Source organism: Actinacidiphila alni (genome assembly GCF_900112845.1).
GTDB classification, from domain to species: Bacteria; Actinomycetota; Actinomycetes; order Streptomycetales; family Streptomycetaceae; genus Actinacidiphila; species Actinacidiphila alni.
The window spans coordinates 163854-183446 of sequence record NZ_FONG01000008.1; the positions used below are offsets into that span (position 1 = coordinate 163854).

At 67.6% G+C, this 19593-nt stretch carries 10 protein-coding genes and 1 pseudogene; 6 read left to right on the forward strand and 5 right to left on the reverse strand.

What is annotated here, in order from left to right; all coding sequences use genetic code 11:
* Positions 1 to 64: 64 nt before the first annotated feature.
* The 4 genes from gltX (at position 65) to BM076_RS15555 (ending at position 6889) form a co-directional block, all read left to right on the forward strand.
* The gene (gene gltX / locus BM076_RS15540) at positions 65 to 1450 is read left to right on the forward strand and encodes a glutamate--tRNA ligase (protein ID WP_245796098.1); all 1386 of its coding nucleotides are present in this window, start codon (positions 65 to 67) and stop codon (positions 1448 to 1450) included.
* Positions 1451 to 1619: 169 nt separating this feature from the next.
* Positions 1620 to 2306 (forward strand): hypothetical protein, encoded by a 687-nt coding sequence (locus BM076_RS15545; protein ID WP_093714127.1) that lies wholly within the window; start codon positions 1620 to 1622, stop codon positions 2304 to 2306.
* Between the two features lie 28 nt (positions 2307 to 2334).
* Positions 2335 to 3057 (forward strand): class I SAM-dependent methyltransferase, encoded by a 723-nt coding sequence (locus BM076_RS15550; RefSeq protein WP_245796075.1) that lies wholly within the window; start codon positions 2335 to 2337, stop codon positions 3055 to 3057.
* A gap of 118 nt (positions 3058 to 3175) precedes the next feature.
* Positions 3176 to 6889 (forward strand): S41 family peptidase, encoded by a 3714-nt coding sequence (locus tag BM076_RS15555; RefSeq protein ID WP_093714129.1) that lies wholly within the window; start codon positions 3176 to 3178, stop codon positions 6887 to 6889.
* A gap of 619 nt (positions 6890 to 7508) precedes the next feature.
* On the opposite strand, the gene BM076_RS36115 is transcribed toward BM076_RS15555, so the two are convergent.
* The 3 genes from BM076_RS36115 to BM076_RS15560 form a co-directional block, all read right to left on the reverse strand.
* On the reverse strand, positions 7509 to 7961 hold the full coding sequence (locus tag BM076_RS36115; protein WP_143120573.1) for a hypothetical protein: 453 nt from the start codon (positions 7959 to 7961) through the stop codon (positions 7509 to 7511).
* Positions 7962 to 8530: 569 nt separating this feature from the next.
* On the reverse strand, positions 8531 to 8731 hold the full coding sequence (locus BM076_RS36120) for a hypothetical protein (protein WP_143120574.1): 201 nt from the start codon (positions 8729 to 8731) through the stop codon (positions 8531 to 8533).
* Entirely contained in the window at positions 8724 to 9074 is a 351-nt protein-coding gene (locus BM076_RS15560) for a hypothetical protein (RefSeq protein WP_093714130.1), read from the reverse strand. The genes BM076_RS36120 and BM076_RS15560 overlap by 8 nt, the downstream gene beginning before the upstream one ends.
* 444 nt (positions 9075 to 9518) lie before the next feature.
* Between BM076_RS15560 and BM076_RS36610 the strand changes: the two genes are divergently transcribed.
* Both BM076_RS36610 and BM076_RS15570 read left to right on the forward strand, forming a co-directional pair.
* Positions 9519 to 9938: a hypothetical protein gene (locus tag BM076_RS36610; RefSeq protein ID WP_177246451.1), complete on the forward strand. Its 420-nt coding sequence runs from the start codon at positions 9519 to 9521 to the stop codon at positions 9936 to 9938.
* A pseudogene (locus tag BM076_RS15570) lies at positions 9871 to 10595 on the forward strand (tyrosine-type recombinase/integrase); the annotation flags it as partial. The gene BM076_RS36610 and the pseudogene BM076_RS15570, both read left to right, overlap by 68 nt.
* A gap of 143 nt (positions 10596 to 10738) precedes the next feature.
* Here BM076_RS15570 and BM076_RS36125 read toward each other — a convergent pair.
* Entirely contained in the window at positions 10739 to 11140 is a 402-nt protein-coding gene (locus BM076_RS36125) for a hypothetical protein (protein WP_143120575.1), read from the reverse strand.
* Positions 11140 to 19158: a polymorphic toxin-type HINT domain-containing protein gene (locus BM076_RS15575; protein ID WP_143120576.1), complete on the reverse strand. Its 8019-nt coding sequence runs from the start codon at positions 19156 to 19158 to the stop codon at positions 11140 to 11142. Before BM076_RS15575 ends, BM076_RS36125 begins: the two co-directional genes overlap by 1 nt.
* Positions 19159 to 19593: the final 435 nt, after the last annotated feature.

Here is a 19593-nt window from a genome sequence, read left to right on the forward strand (position 1 = left end):
CGGTAGGATTCACGCCATGTCTGATGCCCCGCTCCGCGTCCGTTTCGCACCGTCCCCGACCGGTATGTTCCACGTCGGCGGCGCCCGTTCCGCCCTCTACAACTGGGCGGTCGCCCGGCAGTCGGGCGGCACCTTCGTCCTGCGCATCGAGGACACCGACGCGGCACGCAACAAGCCCGAATGGATCGACGGCATCATCAGCGCCCTGGCCGCCATCGGCATCAGCGGCGCCGACCCCGCCTTCGAGGGCCCGTACTTCCAGTCGCACAACGCCGACCGGCACCGCGAGGCGGCCTCCCGGCTGCAGATCGAGGGCCGCGCGTACTACTGCGACTGCACGCGCGAGATGCTCAAGGAGCGCACCGGCTCCGAGCATCTGGGCTACGACGGTTTCTGCCGCGACCGCGGTCTCGCGTACGAGCCGGGCCGCGCGATGCGCTTCCGTACGCCGGACGAGGGCGAGACGGTGGTGGTCGACCTGATCCGCGGCGAGCCGTCGTTCCCCAACAGCGCCATCGAGGACTTCGTCATCGCGCGCGGCGACGGCTCCCCGGTCTTCCTGCTCGCCAATGTGGTGGACGACCTCGACGAGCGCATCACGCAGGTCATCCGCGGCGAGGAGCACCTGTCCAACACGCCCAAGCAGCAGCTGCTGTGGGAGGCGCTGGGCGCGACCCCGCCCACCTGGGCGCACCTGCCGGTGATCGTCAACGAGAAGCGGCAGAAGCTCTCCAAGCGCCGCGACAAGGTCGCCCTGGAGGACTACCTGGCCGACGGCTACCTGCCCGAGGCCATGGTCAACTACCTGATGCTGCTCGGCTGGGGCCCCGGCGACGACCGCGAGATCCTGCCGTACGAGGAGCTGGAGCGGCTCTTCCGCATCGAGGACGTCAACGGCTCGTCCGCCTTCTTCGACATCAAGAAGCTCACGGCCTTCAACGGCGAGTACATCCGCGCCCTGTCGCCCGCCGCCTTCGTCAGCGCCTGCACGCCGTGGCTGACCGCCCCGCACGCCACATGGCCGGCGGAGGCGTACGACGAGGCCGTCTTCGAGACCGTCGCGCCACTCGCCCAGACGCGGATCGCGGTCCTGTCGGAGATCACCTCCTACGTCGACTTCCTGTTCCTTGACGAGCCGGTGCGCGACGACGCGTCCTGGTCCAAGGCGATGAAGGCGGGCGCCGCCGATCTGCTGCGGGACGCGGCGGCCGACCTCGGCGCGCTCCCCGTCTGGGAGGCCGAGCCGCTCAAGGCCGCGCTGGAGGCGATCGCCGCCAAGCACGGTCTCAAGCTCGGCAAGGCGCAGGCGCCGATCCGGGTCGCCGTCATGGGCCGCACGGTCGGTCTGCCGCTCTTCGAGTCCCTCGAAGCGCTCGGCCGCGACCGGGCCCTGGCCCGTCTGGAGGCCGCCCGCGCGCGTCTGGACGCGGAGGCCCCGGCCGGGGAGTAGGGCGCGCGGCCGGGTGGGCGGTGAGGTGGGCGGTGAAGGCGGGCGGTAAGGACCGCCCACCTGGCGCGGCGGTATTACACCCGTCCTTGCACGCGTCCATACTGCCGCCCCGCCCGCGCGGCCCCCGTCGCCTTGGTGCCGGGCGGGCCGACGGCGTACGGTCTGCGCCGTGACCGTCCACGACACCGCCCGCCTGCTGCCCGCCGTCCCCGAACTCCGCGACCACTGCCGCGCGTTGGCGATGCTGGAGGCGATACTCAGCCCGCCCTGGGAGAACCGCTATTACTCCTTCGACGCGCATTGGTCGGACACCGAGGAAATGGCGTCGATGAGCAACGGCTGCGGCGACGAGTACGCGATCGTCTTCTCGCCGAACGGCGCCTATGTGCGCGGTTTCGCGCACGAGTCGCGGATGAGCCCGTACGCCGACGACGCCCCGTGGCCCGGTGTCCTCGACGACGTCCCCGCCGCCTTCCGCCCCTGTGTGGACGAGCCCGCCTTCTGCGACGAGGACGGCATGCCCGTGGTCACCGCCTGCCTGTGGCGCGAGCCGGCCGACACCGCCTGGCGGACCGGCACGGCGATCGAATTCCCCGACTCCCCCGACGGCGACCCGGACGGCGCCGCGCTGCTCTTCCCGCTGCTGACCGACCGCGGCGCCGACGCCTACCGCGCCTTCGCCGAGGACTACTACGACGTCCCGGTCGCCCCCGACGCCGTACGCCACGTCCTCGCCCTGCGCCCCCTGACGTCCGCGGTGGTCTCGGCCCTCAACCCCGACCTCGGCATCGCCGAACTGACCGACGACATCACGTCGATCGGCTACCCGCGCGCGTCCGGTGAGCCGGCGCCGTAACGGTAATCGGTGCCTAAGGGGTGGTGCTTTGAAGGGTGCCGTCGTCCGGGGTGGCGCGGGCCAGGCCCGTGCGGAAGGCGATGACGACGAGCTGCGCCCGGTCGCGGGTGTCCACGCCGCGTGGCTGGTGCGCGACGGCTACGACGTCCACCTCGTGGACCCGGTCGTCCGGCACGTCGAGCAGGCCGCCACCACGGGCTGCACCACCGAACTGGGCGACGCCCGCGCCCTCACGGCCGACGCCGACACGTACGACGCGGCGCTCGTCCTCGGCCCCCTCTACCACCTGCTGGAACGCCCCGACCGCGACCTCGCCCTCGCCGAGGCGCGCCGCGTGGTGCGCCCCGGCGGCATCGTGGCCGCCGCCGCGATCGGCCGCTACGCCTCCCTCTTCGAGCACACGGCCACCACTTTGCTGACGAAGGACCGCGTACGCGACGCCGTCGCCGACATCCTGGCGACCGGCCGCCACGACCCCGGCCGCAAGGGCTTCACGGCCGCGTACTTCCACACCCCAGCCGAACTGGCCCAAGAAATGACGGCCGCCGGCCTCACCGACATCACCGTCCTCGCCATCGAGGGCCCCGCCTGGGCCCTGCTCAAGGCCACCGAGCAGCACACCGGCTCGCACCTGTCCACGGACTCCCCGATGTTCACCGCGGCCCTGACCGCCGCCCGCGCGGCCGAGCCGTACCCGGAGCTGCTGTCAGCGGCCTCCCACCTGCTGGCAGTGGGCACCGTACCCGCGTGACGGAGCCGGGACCGGGACCGGGCCACCGCGCCGGAGGCGGGGCGCATGGATGGCGGACGGGGGCTCGGCGGGGGCGCAATGGGGCGAAAAGTTGCTGGGGGGTTCCGGGGGCCGAACCATGGGTGGGGTGAGCGACGGCGCGTACCTCCGATTCCCGCATCTGCACGGCGACCTGCTCTGCTTCGCCGCCGAGGACGACATCTGGGTGGCCCCGCTGGGGGCGGCCGGAGGGTCGCCGGGGCGGGCGTGGCGGGTGACGGCGGACCGTACGCGAGTGGGGCCGCCGCGGCTGTCGCCGGACGGGACGACGATCGCGTTCACGACGTGGCGGAGCCTGGATCCCGAGGTGTATCTGGTGCCGGCGGACGGCGGGACGTCGCGTCGGCTGACGTACTGGGGCAGCTCGGACACCCGGGTGTGCTCGTGGACGCCGGACGGGCACGTGCTGGCGGTGTCGTCGCACGGGCAGCCGTTCGCGTACCACACGTGGGCGTACAGCGTGCCGGTCGACGGCGGGACGGGCGGCCGACTGCCGTGGGGGCCGGTGTCGGACATCGCGGTGTGCGACGAGAGCGGCGAACCGGGTGAACGCAGGACCCTGCTGTTGACGGGTACGCCGCCGCACGAGCCGCACGCGTGGAAGCGGTATCGCGGCGGGGCCACGGGGCGGCTGTGGCTGCACGGCGAACGGCTGGTCCCGGACGTCGACGGGCACCTGGCGTCGCCGATGTTCGTGTCGGGCCGGATCGCTTTCCTCTCCGACCACGAGGGCATCGGCAATCTGTACTCCTGCCGCCAGGACGGCACCGACCTGCGGCGGCACACCGACCACGCCGAGTTCTACGCCCGCAACGCCGCGACCGACGGCGAGCGCGTGGTCTACCAGTGCGGCGGCGAGCTGTGGCTGGTCGAGGATCTGATCACACCGGACGCCGGGCCGCGCCGGCTGGACATCCGGCTGGGCGGGCCGCGCAGTGGGCGGCGGCCGTATCAGGTGCCCGCCGCCTCCAATCTGGACGGCCTCGCCATGGACACCACCGGGCGCGCCAGCGCCGTCTGCGTGCGCGGCAGCCTCTACTGGCTCACCCACCGCGACGGGCCCGCGCGCACCATCGCCGAGGAGCCGGGCGCCCGGGTGCGGCTGCCGGAGATGCTCGGCGACACCGGCCTGGTCGCCTTCGTCACGGACGCGGAGGGCGAGGACGGCATCGGGCTGGCCCACTTGCCGGGGCGCGCCTCACGGGCGGCGATCCGCGGCGGCGGCGCACGGGATTCGGTGGCGGCGGACGCGAAGGCACAGGAGGCGGAGGCGGCGGACGTCTCGGGCGAGCTGGCGGACGCGGTGCCGGTCGGTACGGGGGCGGAGGTGGGTGCGCCGACGGCGGGGGCTCGTACGGCCACCCGTACGAGTGACCTCGACCCGTCCGTTGATAGGACCGGCGCGGACGATCACCCTCGCGCCACGACGGCAACCGCACTTTCCGGCACTCACCTGTACGAAGACACGTCCGGTCACGCGGTTGACGTCGGCGACACCGACGCCCGCTACCCCGACGGCGACGACGACCGCCCCACCCGCCTCGCCGTCGGCAAGCTCGGCCGCGTCCTGGAACTGGTCTCCTCACCGGACGGCGGCACCCTGGCGGTCGCCACGAACGACGGCCGCCTGCTGCTGGTGGCCACCGGCGAGGCCGAAAATGTCGACAATGGCGAAAGTGACGGCGTCACGGGCGGCGGAAGTCACCCGTACGACGCAATCGACGGCGTAGGTGATGACCACAGCGACATCGACGACGACCGCGACAGCACCGACCGCCCAACCCCCGCCGGCAGCGTCGACGAGCTGATCCGGTCGACCAACGGCCCCGTCCGCGACCTCGCCTTCTCCCCCGACTCGGCATGGCTGACCTGGTCGCACCCCGGCATCGGCCGCAGCCTGCGTTCGGTGAAGATCGCCCGACTGTCCGACCACACGATCATCGACGTCACCAACGGCCGTTTCGAGGACGAACAGCCGGTCTTCACCCGCGACGGCCGCTACCTCGCGTTCCTGTCCTGGCGCGGCTTCGACCCGGTGTACGACGTTCATACCGGCGACCTGTCGTTCCCGCTCGGCTGCCGCCCGTATCTGGTGCCGCTGAATTCGGCGACACCGTCACCCTTCGCGCTCCCTGTTGACGGCCGCCCGATCAACGGCGGCCTCGACCCGGGCGAGAGCGGCGGCGGCGACGGCCCGGTGGTCGTCGAGGCGGAGGGCCTGGCCAGCCGGGTGACGCCCTTCCCCGTCCCGGCGTCCAAATATTCGGCGCTCGCCCCCGTCCACAACGGCCTGGTCTGGCTGCGCTGGCCGATTTCCGGCGCCCTCGGCGAGACCTTCGCCAACCCCACCGACCCCTCGGCCCGCCCGACGCTGGAGTACTACAACCTGGCCAAGTCCAAGCGCAGCGAACTGGTCCACCACATGGACTGGTACGCCGTCAGCGGCGACGGCCAGCGCCTGGCCGTCTTCGACGAGGGCGAGCTGGCGGTCGTGCCCGCCACCGAACGCGGCGACGACGACTCCACCGTCTACGTCGACATGCGCCGCATCCTCCACGAGGTCGACCCGACCGCCGAGTGGCGCCAGTCGTACGCCGAGGCCGGCCGCCTCATCCGCGACTACTTCTGGGCGCCCGACATGTGCGGCGTCGACTGGCCCGCGATCCTCGACCAGTACCGCCCGCTGGTCGAACGCGTCGCGACGCCCGATGAGTTCGCCGACCTGCTGCGCGAAGTGCTCGGCGAACTGGGCACGTCGCACGCGTACGTCGCCCCCGCCCGCCGCAACGAGGGCCCGCCCCACTACCAGCGCCCCATCGGCCTGCTGGGCGCCGACTTCCAGCACGGCAAGGACGGTACGTGGTCGGTGGTACGGATCCTGCCGGGCGAGTCGTCGGACTCCAAGGCCCGTTCCCCGCTGGCCGGCACCGGTATTCGCGAGGGTGCGGTGCTCACCCACATCGACGGCCGCCCTGTCGACCCGGACGCGGGACCGTATCCGCTGCTGGCCGGGGCGGGCGGCACCACCGTGGAACTGACCTTCACCCGGCCGGACCGGCGCGGCGCACCCCGTCGCGTCGCGGTCGTCCCCCTCATCGACGAACGCCCGCTGCGCTACCAGCACTGGGTGGCCAAACGCCGTGCCGTCGTACGGCAGTTGAGCGGCGGCCGGTGCGGCTATCTGCACATCCCCGACATGGGCGGCTCCGGCTGGGCTCAGTTCAACCGCGACCTGCGCATGGAAGTCGCCTACGACGCCCTGCTGGTGGACGTCCGCGGCAATGCCGGCGGCCACATCAGCGAGCTGGTCATCGAGAAGCTGACCCGCACCATCCTCGGCTGGGACCTCACACGCAACGCCCAGCCCGTCTCGTACACCGGCAACGCCCCGCGCGGCCCGGTCGTCGCCATCGCCGACGAAGCGACCTCCTCCGACGGCGACATGATCACCGCCGCCTTCAAACTCCTCGGCATCGGCCCCGTCGTGGGCTCCCGCACCTGGGGCGGCGTCGTCGGCATGACCGGCCGCCACAAGCTGGGCGACGGCACCGTCATCACCGTCCCCATGAACGCCGCCTGGTTCGACGCCTACAGTTGGTCCGTCGAGAACCACGGCGTCGACCCCGACATCGACGCCCTCCGCACCCCCCTCGACTGGGCCGAGGGCCGCCACGGCCAAATGGCAGTAGCAGTCCGCACCGCCCTCGCCCTCCTCGCCGAACACCCCGCGGCCACCCCACCCGACCTCTCCACCCGCCCCAACCGCAAAAGGCCAACTCTGCCCCCGCGCTGAGCAATGCCGAGCGCGGTTCCAAGATGAAGAGCGTGAGAAACGCTCTGTGCGTCACCAATCGATGGACGGCTGCGGAAACCGTGGCACCGCAGCTCAATCGACCATCAATCCATTAGGTGCTCAGTCTGTGGGATGTGGATGTCGCATCTGACGATGGTCGACCCCATTCGGGGGTGCGGTTTCGAACCGAGCTGGCCCCGACTGAGCGGCGAGGGCGAACGTACCGCCTTTCAATACCTCGACACTGACGGTGTCGCATACGTGGCGGACCTCGCTCGATTCGACCGCAAGGCCCTCATGTAATTGCAACTCCCATGCTCTTTCCGGCCCTGTAGTCAATGCCAGCAGGTCATTCCGAGACGACCCCAGCACCTGCGTCACACGATCCCACTGGACGCCTATGCACGGACCTAAACGGTTCTGCACAACACCTGGCGGTCCAGTAGTGGTTGCAACCGGGATGCGACCCAGGCGGTCTCTCCCTTCACCAAAGGCGACCTATGACGATGTCACCGCGTTCAACCGAACGCTCAGTTTCCGCCCTACACGCGACAATCAAGAGCCGGCCCGCCTTGCTATATAGTCCGATATAAACGTTGAAGCAGACCGAAATGCACAGCTATTCGTCGCCGGCAAGAAGGCCATCTTCCGGCGCGATACCGACTCCGATGCATGCAACTACCTTGAGCGGGTCCGGCTCAAGATAGAGCCGGAAGTAACGCCCTCCACGTTGACGATCGTCCACGTAGGCCACTAGAAGATCCTGTTCGCCCATCTCAGAAAGGGTTTCAAGGCATTCCGCAACCCCAAAAGTAGGCTTCCCTCGCCTCTCCAGGATTGCCATCCTGGCTCGACAGATACCCAATAGCCTTGCCGCCGGAATCGGCTCAAGCCAGAGGTCGAAATGCGCGCCAGAAATTACAGCATTCTTAGCCCTGGCGGCGACCCCTGTGTCCGTCTCGAACGAAGCAGCCAGTTCACTCGCAGATATCCCGCTCAATCCATCATCTAGTGACACTTCTCCACGTCCTCCCGAAGTCGAAGCTGATGTCTTGAGCTTGGATTTCCCCAACAATGAGATGCTCGTCCTCAAAGTGTGACATATCCCAGTCGCCGTCGTGGATCTGAATGAGCCTCGACGGCCCCACGAGAGGATCTACGCTTGCCACCCTGATGCGCAGTATTACACCCTCTCCAACAAAATTGCCGTGTAGATGCTTCGCAAAATAATCGGCAACGTCCCCAAGGTCATCTGTCCAGGATGTGAAAACAGAATTTGTATTCTCTCCACCGACATGGGAACGTATGTCAGAGTGACCTCCCACGCGAACTGCGCGCCCTTCAGCAGCGGCGTCATAGCTTCGGCGCCCCTTTGCGAGGCCACGGTACAAATGACCGTCACTGAGATTACAGACGCCACCGGTATTGTGAACTAGGACGTGGACACCGTCCGCCACAACATAGTACGTGTGCTACACGACTCCTCTTTATCTGCGTTTCCGCAGATCAGCGACGGTTTCGGGTTCCACTGGTGCCCATGATTGTGCGGGAAAATCCGTGGGTGTTGCCGTCGCTACTGCCGTCAGAGGGTCCTGGCCGCGCGGTCGCGCTGTACCCGAAGTGGTGCTGGCGCAGGGGACTTTACTGCCATGCTCCGGGCTCAGCGCGGAGGAGGGTGCGGATGACCTGTTCGTACAGCTCGTGGCCGGTGGTGACGCACTCCGCCGCGACGGTCGGCGGGGCCAAGGTGTCGGGGACGGTGGTCACGTGGTACGGGCGGAATCGAAAGCGGCCACGGGCAGTCCTGCGGGCCGGTGCGTCGGTGTTCGTGGAGTCAGACATCTTCGCCCGCTTCCTCTTCCTCCTCCGGGCCTAGGAGGCGTTGCCCGCGTGAGTCGGCGACCCGGAGTGCGCCGGAGAGGGCTTCGGACAGCCGGCAGGCCAGCCAGCGGTTTTCGGTGGCCGTAAGGATCTTCGTGCCGGGTGTCATGGTGTCTCGGGCGTACTCCAGCAGCTCCGCACCCATACCGAGTTGTACCGACTCGATGTTGTCGGCGAGGGTAGCGAGGTAGCCACGGCCGTCAGTGCTGAGGTAGCAGGGCTTCCCCTCGGCGGTGGCCCACGGCAGCAGGCGCGGTCCCTGCGCAGCGAGGCCATTTGGCCACGGTGTCGCCTGCTCAGCCATCTTGTTGTCCTCTCCTCGACTCGACCCGGGGTTGCTGATCGGCGTCCCTCTGGCGTGGACGTTGCGGAGGAGCCAGCGAGTCTGCCTTGCTGTCTGCCATGCTGGTGAGGTGCGGGAGACGGTCGGGGAACTGGCCAGGCGGCAGCGCGTGGCGCGTGGTGCGTGGTTGGAGTCAGCGGCGGCTCGCCGAGGCTGCTCCTGGGCGCGTTCCGCCGACGCGAAATGACGTGTCCCGTTGGGAGATCGGGACGCGGTCTCCGCGCGAGTAGCTGCCCTTCCTCGCGCAGGTGCTTCAGGTGCCGCGCGAGATAATGGAGATGGCGAAAGCCGTTCAGCCGATCGAGTCCGCGCCGTGTGCCCGATCCGTGGCAGATTTCCTGCCCGAGGGCTACCCACTGGCCCCGCTTCGGGCTCGTACGGGCCGCCGGATCGGGGACCGGACAGGTGGCCGGCCTAGCCCAGCGGCTCCACGGCCTGCGGCTGGCTGACGATGTGGTCTACGGCAAAGACCTGATCGGGCCTGCCCTGCGTGAGCTGCATACAGCGGTGAAGCTCTACCGCGAAGGCACACCCACCGAAGAAGTGGGGAGCAAACTCCTCAGGGCCATCGGAGAGTTGGCGCAGATCGCTGGGTGGGGCGTCTCCGACGCAGCGGAACATGCAGAGGCGGAGGACATCTACCGGCTCGGCATGAGGGCCGCACAGGCCGCCGAGGACGGCGTGCTGTCCGGGAACGTGGCGGGCTCGCTGGCCTGTCAGTGGAGCAACACCGGCCGGACAGCCGGCGCGGTGGGACTCCGTGCTCAAGTCCGCCTTGGAGCACGCGGTACGCGAAGAAGAGATCCCGCGCAACGTCGCCCGTAACGTCCGCACCGTCACACCCAGCCCCCGCCGCTTCAAGCCCCTCACCGCCCACGAAGCGCGCACGTTCCTCGCCACCGCCAACGGGCACCAGTTGAGTCGCTGTTCGAACTCGCCCTGCGCACCGGTCTCCGCAAGGGCGAACTCCTCGGCCTGCGCTGGAAAGACCTCGACCTGGCCGGCGGAACCGCCAGCATCCGCCGCACCCTCTAACGCACCAACTCCAGGGGCCTGACTGCCCTTCCGACCAAGACCCAGAGTTCCGAAAGGCGCATCGCCCTGACCGACACTGTGCCTGCGCTCCCTCAAACAGCACCGCGACCGACAGCGCAGCGAACGCGAGGCGGCAGGGACAGACTGGAAGGACAGCGGTTACGTCTTCAGCCGCCCGGACGGCGCCCCGATCGAAGGGTCCACCATCACCCGGCACTTCAACACCCTGCCCCACCGAGCGGAGATCCGCCGCATTCGATTCCACGATCTCCGCCACTCGACAGCGACTCTGCTTCTGGAACAAAAAGTGGGACTCATCGTGATCAAGGAGCTGTTGGGCACTCCCACATCAGCGTCACCGTCTACGCCCACGTCCGGCTCCGCCTCCAGCGCGACGCCATCGACCTCCTCGGCAACGCCCTCCGCAACCCCGCCGAGATCACCTGAGGCCCGACGACGGCGACGAATCGCCCCACTGTGCCGCGCCTGTCCGCTGACGTTGCCGTCAACTACTACCGTCAGACACTCCAGAGGCCCCACCGTAGATAGATCCGGTGGGGCCTCTACTGGACTATCGGCGAGAATACTGATCAGTCACCATCAAGCATCTTTTCTACTGCCGCCTTGATGGCTTCCAGCGCCCCATCATCCACTGTGAGTGGCGCTGCGAGCGTTTCGACCCAGTGTCGCATTTCGACCGCGGTTAGGTCTCGCCAACGCGGATGCAGGGCAGCTCTTTGTGCAATGATCCGCCAGCGATGCTGGTGCTGCGAGAGTCGATACCAGTCAGCCTGTTTCTGCGCTCGCCCTGGCGCTGAGCTCGAACGCAATCCAGAGATCAGACCTTCGCGAAGGTGATTAAGTGCCGACGCATAGACCGGACTCCCGTTGAGCACGTCCGCGTCATCAGAGAGTTCAAATTTGAGCTCCATACCGGCACGGAGCAGCATCTCCACCTGGGCAAAGTTGTCGAACTCGACCAGTTCTGACATCAGAAGGGGTTCCTTCCATGGAAGAGAACGTTCCCCGCCGGGATCTTCAACGAGCCTCTCGTAATCAGCTCATTTGGCTGAGATCCCGGCCCAAGCTCGACACCTTCAGGCATTCGGAAGGCGAACATGTATTCAGCCTTTCCCGCATACATCGGGTTACCAATGAAGATGTTCTGCTCGATCTCTGCCGGGCTTCCAATTTCCTGGGTCACATGGACCTTTCCGGCGGAGTTGGCGCCAATCCTGAGACTGCCATCATCGGCCAAAATCCCACTGTGCCCTACCTCGCTCGTGTAATGGAAGTAGACATTGTCATCGAGATTATCGACAACGTTCCCGACGTCATGAGTCGCCGCATTATTGCAGTTATGAACCAGGACTGGCGTGGTGCCTGCGAGTACATAGTACGTGTGCACTTGCGCGACTGTCAGGTTGTAACGGTCGGCCGCGCCCGGGGTGACATGGACCGTGAGGACCGTGGCGTGGAGGTTCTTGTCGGTGTTGAGGGCGTGGCCCGGGGTGAGCTTGCCGGCTGGGGTCCACTTGTGGGTGGTGTCGTCCCAGAAGGGGTGCTTCGACGTGGTGTGCAGGGTGGCCGGCTTGCCGTCCGAGCCCTGGACGGTGACGTCGACCAGGTCGGTGTCGTAGTTGACCCACGTGGCGGTGACGGCGTGGGAGCCAACGTGTTTACCGGTTTTCGGGTCGGCCGATTCGACTTTGTCGCCCACGGCGATATCGACGATGGGCTTCGTCTTTCCGTGGTCGAGAAGAACCGGAGTGTCCGGGCTGAAGCTGCACTTGCCGCCGCTTGTCGTTGGGCTCTGCTCTGCGGAGGTCGCGTCGTCGGCAACGGGCTTCTTGGCGGTAGCGCTCTTGGGGCTGCTGGGTCTCGCCGCTTCTGCTGGTGTTCCTGCCTCGGGGTTGCCCGGAGGTGGCGGCGCGGCCTCTTCAGGCGTACGCCCCGTGGCGAGGTCATGCTGCGGCCTCCCGGAGGCGGCCGGAGGGTCGTCCGAGCCATGAGCCGTCGGCTCGCCGTCGATGCAGCCCGTATCGGCGCATCCTCCCAAGAGGCCGGAGAGGGCTCCTGCGGCCGTCTTGCCTGCCGCGATGCATTCGGGTGCGATTACCAGAGTTGCGCTGCACGCCCCGACGGCATCGACTCCGGCGTCAACGACGACACCTATACCGACCAGTTCAGCAAGAGATGTCCCTACGTCCAGTGCGTGGCGCCACCCGTGATGCACTGAGTACGGGGTGTAGTTTCCGCATCCTGATGGTGTGCCTCCACCTTGCTCACATTTGTATTCTTCGGTCTGCGCCTGGTCCTTGGGCGTGATGTTCGAGTCTCCGGCACGGAACATCAACCCACTCGGGTCGCTCCCGTTGACCGGGTCGTCGCCCGCGTACGCGTAGCCGCCCATCTGGTTGGGGTCGCCCGCCTCGAAGACGGGGTCGACGGTGAGGAAGCGGCCGAGGACGGGGTCGTAGTTGCGGGCGCCGAGGAGGTCGAGGCCGGTGGTGGGGTCGGCGGGTTGGCCGAGGTAGCCGTGGTTGTCGGCCCAGGAGGTCGGAACGGTGCCGCGGGGTTTGCCGTAGGGATCGTAGGAGCGGCGGGTGATGGCCAAGGAGGTCGCGTCGACCTGGAGTTGGGCCGTGTTCTGGGGGTTCGTCGGCTGGTAAGTGACGGCGCCGCCGGACGAGCGGGTGATCGCGGTGCCGTCGGGGTGGGAGTAGTAGCGCAGGCCGGAGACCGTGGTGCCGGCGCTGTTGAGGGTGAGCTGCTCGGCGCCGCCGAAGAGGTAGAGGATGGTGCCGCTGGGACCGTGCTGGAGGAGCAGGCCGCCATCGGCGTCGTACAGGTAGTTGGTGGCCTTGGGATTGACTCCGTCACCTGTGGTGACACTCGCGGTCCGGCCCTCCGCGTCGTACGTGAAGGTCTGGCCCTGCCCTGCCGGAAGACCGGTGCCGGTGGCCGCCGTCGTGTACGTCTGCCCTGCCGAACCGCAGGCGTGCAGGGTCTGCTTGGTGCCGGGGGTCTGGCTGCCGCTGGGGTCGGTGAGGCAGAGTCCGGAGGCGACATTGACCAGGTTTCCCGAGGCCGTCAGCTTCCACTGCTGAGAGGGCGCGCTGGAGGAGCAGGTCCTGATCACCACGACCGTGTCGGCGGCAGGCGGGTTCGCGGTGTCCATGCACTTGCCGACGACCCGGACCGTACCGTCGGTGCCAATCGTGTAGTTCTGCCCGACGCCGCCGCAGTGCGAAAGGTTCTGCGAGGTGCCGTCACCGGTCAGGGCCGAAGCGTCGGTCAAGCACAGCGGATCGCCGGCCGTCGTCTTGACGCTCGAGATGATCGGTCCGGTGGTGGACGTCTTGCGACTGGTGACGCTGCCCGCGTTGACTCCGGCGGAATTGTGCGAGGTGTCGGTGTAACTCAGGGTCGAGGTGGCCGTGCCGGTGGTCGGATTGCTGGTGGTGACGGCGGTGGCCTGGTTGGGAAGTGAAGCGGGCGCCGCCGTACTCGGGTAGGCGATCGACTGAGTCGTGTTCTTCAGGGCGTTGCCGGCGGTGTCGTGCGACACCTGCTGCGTACGGTCACCGAGCAGGTCGTAGGTGTAGGACTGCCAGTACGGAGCGGGACCACCGATGGTGGTCGGGCTCGGTGCGGCCGTCTTGCACGAGGCGAGTTGTCCCGTGCCCGCCACAGCCGGTGTGGTGATGCCCTTGGTGTCGGACCACGCCTCGGCAAGGCGTCCCATGCCGTCGTACGTGAAGCACTGTGTGTCCGTGCCGGTCACCGTCGTACCGGTCGATTGGACGTCGGATACGGCGTTCAGACTTCCGGACTGGTCGTATCCATAGGTCGTGGAGTCGATCGGTCCGAACGTGCTCGGTTGAAGGCTGACGGTGTTCGTCGCCAGGCGCTGCGTGGCCGCGTCGTAGGTCTGTGCGGTGCGCAGCTGTTTACCGTAGACGCCGTAGGTGGACTGCATGACCTGCCCGAACGGCGTGTACCAAGCAGCGTCCAGATACGGGTTGTTGTCCGATCCCGTCTGGGTGAGGAGGCCCTGCAGGTCGTACCCGTAGCCGACTCTCTCGCTCGGCAGACCACCGTCCGCTCCGTAGGAAGTTGCTTCCAGCAAACCGACGTTCGGCGTGTATTCGGCTGCGGAGGTGTACGACCCCGCGAGCTTCCCCTCCGCCGCGGGAATGATCGTGGTCGTACTCGTCGGCTGATACGCCGTGTTGAAACCGTTGATCCGCGCGATGTACTTGCTGCCGCTCGCGCCGCCCACGTACCGCGTGGACGAAACCGGCAGGCCCTTCACATCGGTGCCGTCGCCGAGAGTGTCGAACGCCCAGGAGGACAACTCGTTGTCCGGGTCGTGGACAGCCTTGGTGGGCTCCGCGTATTCGGCCGTCTTCCTGCCGAGCGTGTCGTAGGTGTACGAGAGCGCCTGACCACGGGGATCGGTGGTCTGGACGAGGTGTCCGTACGTGTCGTAGACGTACGAGCTGGTCCCGGCGTCGGGGTCCTTCTGCGAGACCAACTGGCCCTGCAGGTTGTACTCATAGGTCCAGGCATTGCCGACGGCGTCGGTGATCTTCGACGTCTGCCCCGCCGGCGTGTACGTGTAGCTGGTCGTGGCGTTGGCGGCGGTGGCCTTGCCGTTGGTGTTGGCGGTCCACAGGGTCGTGGCACCCGAGGAGTTGAAGAGTTTCACTCCGGCGTCGTCCCCGACGACCAGGTAGGCACCTGTACTGCCGGCGACAGCGGCATTGGACGTCCACAGGACCGTGCCGGTCGTGCCGGTGATGACCAGATTGCCGTCGGTGTGGACGGTGGCAGCCGCACCGGCGTTGCCGGACGTGCCGGAGGACCAGAGCGTGGCTCCGGTGGCGATCGCGGCCACCACCAGATTCCCATCGGACTGCATCGTCAGGCGCACGCTGTTGGACGCCACGCTGCTGCCGGACTGGATGACGGTGCCGGCGGTCAGCTTACGGTCGCGCGTCGTGTCCTTGACCTGCGTCGCGGTGGTCTGACCGCGGGCATTCGTGAACGTCGCGGTGGTCTGGCCGCCCGTAGGCGGTGTCGTGTCGGTCTCCTCGGCGCCGGGATACGACGTAGTGGATTTCCACAGCTGTGCGCCCTTGGCCCACAGTTGGCTTTCGGTCGGTCGTCCCAGCCCGTCGTAGACGGTCTTGGACTCCGACGGCACCGTCGTCTCCAGCTCCGCCCACATCGTGCCGCTCGGAGCGTGGTCCGGGTCGTAGTAGCTGTTGATCGTGGAGACGGGCCAGCCGTGGGAGTCATAGGAGTTGGACGTGATCAGTCGACCGGCCGAGTTGTCCGCCGTTGTCGACTGCTGCTGCCGCAGTTGCAGCATGCCGTCGTAGATCGAGACGGAAGTGCTGTACGAGCCGTCCTCGCGGAGGGTCTGCGTGGTGACCGTCGACGGGTTCGGCTGCGTGCCCGCTCCGTTGACGGAGTAGCTGAACTTCTTGTCAGGGCTGTTCGGGTTGTCTGCCTTGTCGCGGCCGGGAAGCCAGGTCGCGATGCGTCGGCCGAGAGCGTCGAACGTGGAGTCCGTAAGGCGGCCGTTGGCGTCCTCGGACTCCGTGACTGCGCCGCGCAGTGGGTCGACCGTCGTGGTCGACTTCCATCCGAACGGGTTGACCGTACTCACCGATGTCGGAAGGACTCCGGTGGCCGGCGAGTACGACGTGGTCGTGGACGCACCCGCGCCGTCCAGGGACTTGGTGATCCGGCCGTATCGGTCGTAGGTGAGTGCGCCGGTGAGGACATACGCAGGATCACCCGAGCCGTCGTACGACGTGATCGTCTGAACGGCCGTCATGTTGCCGAGTGAATGCACCTTCGGCGTGCTGCCGTCCGACGGCCAGCTCTGACCGAGCTTCCCGAACGTGCCGGGGTCGGTGATGCTGCCGTCGCCGTCGTAGAAGATGCGCTTGTGCATCAGGGTCGTGGTGGCGCCCTCCACCGTTCCGCATGGTCCGGATACCGCAACCGTCTCGCTCGGGTAGCTGAGCATCATGGGGTTGTCGGACGGAGCCGGGGCGTAATGGACGGTGGTGCAGTTCTCCTGACTCGGCTGCGATTCGTCGCCCTTGTCGTCCGTGGTCGTCACGCGGCCGTACTGGTCGTAGCTCGTCACCACCGTGGTGGTTCGCCAGCCCTTGGTTCCCGACAACTGGGCGAGGGAGTGTTTGGTGCTGGTCTTGAGACGTCGAGCGGCCAGGTCGGGCAAGGTCGACAGCTCCGACGGAGCCGGGTCCTCCGACGTCCAGGCGGTCCGCGGGCGAGAAGCTGTGCTCACAGTTTCGGGAGCGTCGGTGATGGACTTGGTGACCGGATCGGTGTCCGAGGCGGACTTGAAGGCATCGGTCTCCACCGGGGTACCGGCGAGCCAGCTGCTGTCGGTGACTCCGTTGACGGTGACGTGCCGAGTGGTCTTGTCCGCCTTGTAGTCCCCGTCCATGCCTTGCAGGTAGGTGGACACGGTCTTGGTGATGGGGTTCGGTGAGGTTCCCGAGGTTGTGGTGACCGTCCGGAAGCCACGGAAGTCGTTCCACGTGCGGTACTGGTCGTCCGTCAGGTCGGAGTCGTCACGGTGCCAGGCGGCCTGAGCGTACTCGTACTGCGTGGTCTTCGCCGGTGAACCCGCCTTGGTCGCGTCATTGTCGTCGATGCGGGTGACCAGGGACTTGGTGAACCAGTCGGAGACCGGGTCCTTCACGCCCGTCGGATGCCAGTACACGGGGAAGCACGCCATCGTGTTGCTGTCCGCCGACGCGGGCATCGTGTGCTTGACGCGCGAGCACTGCGGGTCCGCGTACGTCACTGCGATGGATTCGCCGGTTTCCGTGCGGATGCTGCTGATCCGCGGACGGAACAAGGCGGGAGCGGCGGGAGTAAGGCCGTCCACACGGTTGTCGGTCTCGATTCCCTGGAACGTGACCGGATCCAGTGTCAGCGACCCGGAACCGCCGGCCGACGTGTCGAGCCCCCTGTGCTGCACGGATGCCAGCCACATGACAGCCTGCAACTGACCGATCTCGTCAGGGTGCTCGGTCTTTCCTGTGACGGGGTCGATGACGCCGCCCCCATCGGGGAACTGCTGGGTCAGGTCGTACGCGTCGACATCCTTGTAGCCGCTGCCGACCTTCACCCGGGTAGTGATGGTCTTGAGTCGGTTGGTGGACCAGAAAGTCGGCGAGCCGGTGTGGCAGACGTCCGAGCCGTCGCCGGATGTGTCGTCACCGGATTCGCAGTGGATGTCGTAAGGGACGTCCGGCCAGTTGGTGGCGGTCGAATCGGAGAGATTCGACGCCTGGCAGACGGTGTCCGAGGTGATGCAGCGCTGCGCCGTGCTGAACACGATGCGTGCCGCGGGGTCGCGCTCGGCCCGTGCGTCGTCGAGCTGATAGCCGTACGAGATCGTGGTCAGGTGCCCGGCCCGGATGTACGGGGTCATGGTGCCCCCGCCGCCGGACGCGGCGACCTGGCCGTAGCCCATGTTGTAGTAGTTCGTCTCGGTCGCGTAGTCGTAGCGCTGCACATTGCCGTGCGGGTCGACGACGAAGTCGAGGTTGAAGCGGTATCCGACCGGCTTGTCGCACTGCGACTTGTTGCCCTTGGCTGCGTCGTAGCACGGGTCGGCGGACTTGGGGTGGTAGACCGGCACACCCCAGGCGCTGTTGGTGGAGGCGTCGCTGGTGGTCCCCGGAGCGTGGTCGAGGCCGAAGTACGAAGCCGTGCCGTCGGTCGTGGTGACCCTGTAGTACTCGCCTTGCCAGAGACCGTTGTCCGCGCCGGTCAGCCGCTCGATCTTCGTGCCGTCGTCGGCCTGGAGGTGATAGCTGCCGTCGCTGTCACGCACCAGCTCGCCGTTGAGCGAGCCGAGGGAGAGAGTGGCGTTGTAGCCGCCCCAGCACTCGTCGCCGGAGTCCTTGATGCCTTGGTCGTCGCAGGCCTTGTAGGAGCGTTCGATGAATCCGGGCTCGTAGGACCAGCCGTCTCCGATCCAGGACGACTGCGAGTTGCGCGCCGACGTCTCGCCGTCGACGGTCTGGCTGTTGTACGACAGTGCCACCGAGGGTGCGCTTCCACCGAGGGAGGCGGGCGTCGCGATCGGGTAGTTGTACGTGAAGGCGCCGGACGCGCTCTGCGACCATGCGCCGGAGGCCGACAGCGAGGTCGCGGTGTAGTCGCCCTGCGACCCTCCCGTTCCGGACACCGCGGCGACGGCCACGCCCATCGGTGCGGCGGCGGATTCGGTGGTCGTCCGCGCACCGGGATGCGCCGCCTTGTCCGCGGGGATGTCGACGGATGCGGAGAGCGTCTGCGCGGCGGTGTCGTTGCTGCTGACGAGCGGCGTGCGCGCCTGGCAGGCCGCTGCCTCCGGCGTGGTCAGCGCGCACGCGGGCATGGCCACGAGGTGCAGACGGGTGGCCCAACCGCCGCCGTACGCCTTGGCGATGGAGCCGTATTCGACGGTCACCTTCACTCGGCCGGCGGAGGTGCCACCGTCGGTACGCGAGAGGCCGACCAACAGGCCGTCGACGTCGGCGGCCTGGGCCTGCGTCCGCCCGGCGAGCCTGACCTGTACGGAGCCCGGCACGTCGGGGGTGGCCGTGCGGCTCTTGCTCTTCGTTGCCGGAGTCGGTGCGGCGGAAACAAGTACCGGCGAGGATCCGGCGCGTACGGCGGCCGATCGCGAGTCCACATCAGTGGAGGACTTCGTGGTGGACGAGGTCGATGGCCGGGTCAGCGAGACGCTGTTGGTGGCAGCGGCCGGCCAGGAGGGTTTGGCGGCCTTGTACGCGCCCAGCGCCCGGGCACCGTAGGGCGTCCTGGCCTTCTGCACCGCATCCGCACCGGTCACCGGATGGCCCTTGACGACCGGCTGGTCCTGCAGCGGACCGTCCGCCCATACCTTGCCGTCGTAGTGGTAACCGACCGAATCGGCTTGCGCGAGCGGCACGATCAGCGCCATCGCCGCCAATGTGGCCGTTGCCACAGTGACACCGCGCAATCTCGTCCGCGTTCGGACACCAGTGAACAAGCGCAGCTTCGTACGCACGTCGACAGACCCCCCAGCCCACCCCAACGGCCCGGAAGCGGGCCGACACACACAGCAACATGACGCGGACCGAACGCTATTGCCACACCTGTGCGAATGGCAATAGCCTTCCCCGGCATTCCCCCACGTCACAGCCGCGGCCCGCATTGGACGCGTGTCCGGTTCGGGTGGCAATCGGCGGGAGCGCGGGGGAAGAACATCCGATCCGGACAGCCTCGCGCGGACACACGGTGACTTACATCACAAAGGTCGCCCAGGCTGATCATCATCGCGGAAAGAGGTAGTTGTGGGGGGATCCACACGCATGCGCCGACGACGGCGTCGCATCGTCAGCGGTTCGGCAGCAAT